The organism is Caballeronia sp. (genome assembly GCF_049581465.1).
In the GTDB taxonomy this organism is placed as follows: domain Bacteria; phylum Pseudomonadota; class Gammaproteobacteria; order Burkholderiales; family Burkholderiaceae; genus Caballeronia.
In genome coordinates this window covers 1-2793 of sequence record NZ_JBAUSA010000396.1, presented here as the reverse complement: position 1 = coordinate 2793, position 2793 = coordinate 1, and the positions used below count along the sequence as shown (strand labels likewise).

The 2793-nt window shown below is 59.3% G+C and carries 2 protein-coding genes and 1 pseudogene; 1 reads left to right on the top strand and 2 read right to left on the bottom strand.

Features of this window, described 5'->3' with window-relative positions; all coding sequences use genetic code 11:
- Positions 1 to 192 precede the first annotated feature (192 nt).
- Both WCA53_RS09820 and WCA53_RS09815 read right to left on the bottom strand, forming a co-directional pair.
- Complete coding sequence (locus tag WCA53_RS09820) at positions 193 to 447, bottom strand: hypothetical protein (RefSeq protein WP_423908523.1); 255 nt, start codon at positions 445 to 447, stop codon at positions 193 to 195.
- 28 nt (positions 448 to 475) lie between these two features.
- Positions 476 to 2107: a methyl-accepting chemotaxis protein gene (locus WCA53_RS09815; protein ID WP_423908520.1), complete on the bottom strand. Its 1632-nt coding sequence runs from the start codon at positions 2105 to 2107 to the stop codon at positions 476 to 478.
- Positions 2108 to 2423: 316 nt separating this feature from the next.
- On the opposite strand from WCA53_RS09815, the pseudogene WCA53_RS09810 reads away from it, so the two are divergent.
- Positions 2424 to 2793 (top strand): annotated as a pseudogene (locus WCA53_RS09810) (hypothetical protein); the annotation flags it as partial.

Here is a 2793-nt window from a genome sequence, read left to right as displayed (position 1 = left end):
GGTCTGGGTGCGCTCCTCTACGATTCGCAGCGACCAGAAATCTGCGTGAGTGTGAAGCGTGCGAGCGGCGTCATGAAAGTCTGGATTTGGCAATGCAGGTCTCGGGTGGTTGGGATTTGAGAGGGTCGTAACAGGCTACCCGAATTATCGGTTGGCCGATGGGCTCTCCCTGAGCAATGAGCGAAGACGCCCTCAATGCAGTACATGTGGGCCGCGACTGACCATGCGATCGATTTCCTCACGCGCAAGCGTTGCCGCAGCCGCGTAGGCATCCTTGACCGATGAAAATACGCGTCGGCTCGCATCGTCGAAATCGACGGCGGTGGAAAAACGGTAGGCTGCTTGTTGAATGGTCTGTTGCGCTATCCGAACACGACAGTCGCCCACGGCAACAACCTCGATAACAATTTCGAAACCGCTGTACTTTTCCACGTGCCGTTGTGCCATGACGTTCTCCTCGTGCCGATCGAATTCCTTAGCATACGCGCGGGGAGACAACGGCCGCAACTTGGCCGCTCTTCCCTGTTGTCTTGCTAACCGATGCAACCAGGCGAGCGTCCACGCGAAACGCGGCAACCGCGACCCGCAGCTGCTGCGCCTGTTCTTCGAGTGATAATGCAGCCGCTCCCGCTTGTTCGACCAGCGCGGCATTTTGCTGAGTCATGCTATCCATCTGCGTGACCGCCATGTTGACCTGTTCGATGCCGGTCTTCTGCTCAGCAGCGGCTGCGGCGATTTCCTGCACGATGCTCATGACGCTCGCGATAGCCACTCGCGCTTCCTCGATCGTGGCACCTGTCTTCTCCACGAGTTCCGCGCCGACGCCAACCCTGCCCACTGCGCTGTAGATCAGACCGCGAATTTCCTTCGCGGCACCGGCGCTGCGCTGCGCCAGGTTGCGGACTTCGCTTGCGACTACCGCGAAGCCGCGTCCCTCATCGCCCGCGCGTGCAGCCTCGACCGCGGCGTTGAGCGCAAGAATGTTGGTCTGGAACGCAATGCCCTCGATCACCGCGATGATCTCCACCATCTTCTGTGATTCGCTCGATATATCGCGCATCGTCGTCACCGCTTCCGACACCATCTCGCCGCCCCGGTTAGCGATCTGCGCGGCGCGCGTGGCAAGTTGGCTGGCCGTCTGAGCATGGTCGGCGGTCTGGCGAACCATCGAGGTCATCTGTTCCATGCTTGAAGCGGTTTCCTCGAGTGCCGCCGCCTGGCTTTCAGTGCGAACCGACAAATCGGCATTGCCGTTCGCGATCTCGCGCGCACCTGTCGCCACATTGTCGGCCGTGTCCTTGATATGGCCTATCGTGCGCGTCAGCGCGTCGCGCATGCGTTGGATGGCGCACATCACGCTCTCGGCATCCTCGGCGCGTGTGTCGATTGCAACGGCCAGGTCGCCCGCGGCAATGGCATCGGCCACATGCGCTGCGTACGCGGGGTCGCCGCCAATGGCACGTTGAATGCTGCGGTTGGAGAAGCCGACCAAGGTCGCCAGCAGCAGGGCCAACACGATGAACACGCCGCCCGCCAAATAGAGCGACGCCATGAATGCAGCGTCGATGTCGTCTACATACGCGCCCGTTGCAAGAATCCAGTCCCAGGGCGCATAGCGCACCACGTAGCCGATCTTGCGTACCGCCTTGGCCGGTGCGACGCCCGGGCGCGGAAACACATAGTCAACGAAACCACCTTGCGTCGTCTGCGCTGCCGCCGCGAAAGCCACGTAGTGATGGCGTCCGTCGGCGTCGGCGGCATTGCGCAAATCCTTGCCGTTCATCGCAGGTTTGATGGGGTGCATCACCATCTGCGGCGTGGAGTCGATAACTAGGAAATAGCCATCCTCGCCGTAGCGCACGTCGCGTAATCGCTCAAGCGCCTGTTTGTGTGCGTCTGACTCGCTGAGCGCCCCGCTTTGCGCGAACGCTGCATATTCCTTCACGATGCTCAGTCCAACGTTCGCGACATTGACCAGGTCGTTCCTGCGCTCCTCCATACGCGTTTGACGTAACAGGTAGGCAGCCGAGACCGACACGAGGAGCAAGGCCATCAGGCTGATGAGCAAGGGTAACCAGAGTTTTTGCGTGAAACTGAGCTTGCGCATCCGAGCGCTCCCGGGGGTTCGTCAACAGGTCGAACCACTCTCCTTGAGAAAGATGGTCGTGGTGGCGCCCACCGCGTTTCTCAGATGCGCAATGCGCAATACATGATCGTGACCGAAGCAGGCTGCCTGCATTAGCTATCGGCACGATCAGGGACAATATAACTAGAGTAAAACCCTCGGGTCGTCGAAGGCCCCCGAATGAATGTCACGCGAGGCTCAGGGGGGCAACAACACGCTCAACGTATGGACCACGTGTACGTCCCCTCGCCTATAATGCGCGGACCGATAGTGTTATTTACGGCGGGAACCCAACTTTATGACTCAAGCACACGGGCGAAACCCGACATCTCGAGATAATGGCCAGCGCAAACAGCGCTACCCTTCAAATTCCAAGCCTCACAGACAGGGCAAACCATTCGCGAAAACTCCGCCGGCACGTGACGCGACTCAAACCGCGTCCATCTTTAAAACACGATCGTTTAAGTTATTGGTCGATGCGGTCGGTGCAGAGAACATCGCTCTAGGACTCGACTCAAACCTGACACGAGTGGCCGAACTGGTCAATGGCGAACGGTTCACGCCCGAAACCGCCTTTCACATTGAAACGACGTTAGGGCTGCCTGATGGGTTTTTTGATCAGCCCAATCCCGTCCTCACGTCCGAGACAATTGCTCGATTGAAGTCAC

Coding starts and splice junctions, on each gene's coding strand:
- WCA53_RS09815 (WP_423908520.1), bottom strand. CDS start 2,107: ATGCGCAAGCTCAGTTTCACGCAAAAACTCTGGTTACCCTTGCTCATC.
- WCA53_RS09820 (WP_423908523.1), bottom strand. CDS start 447: ATGGCACAACGGCACGTGGAAAAGTACAGCGGTTTCGAAATTGTTATC.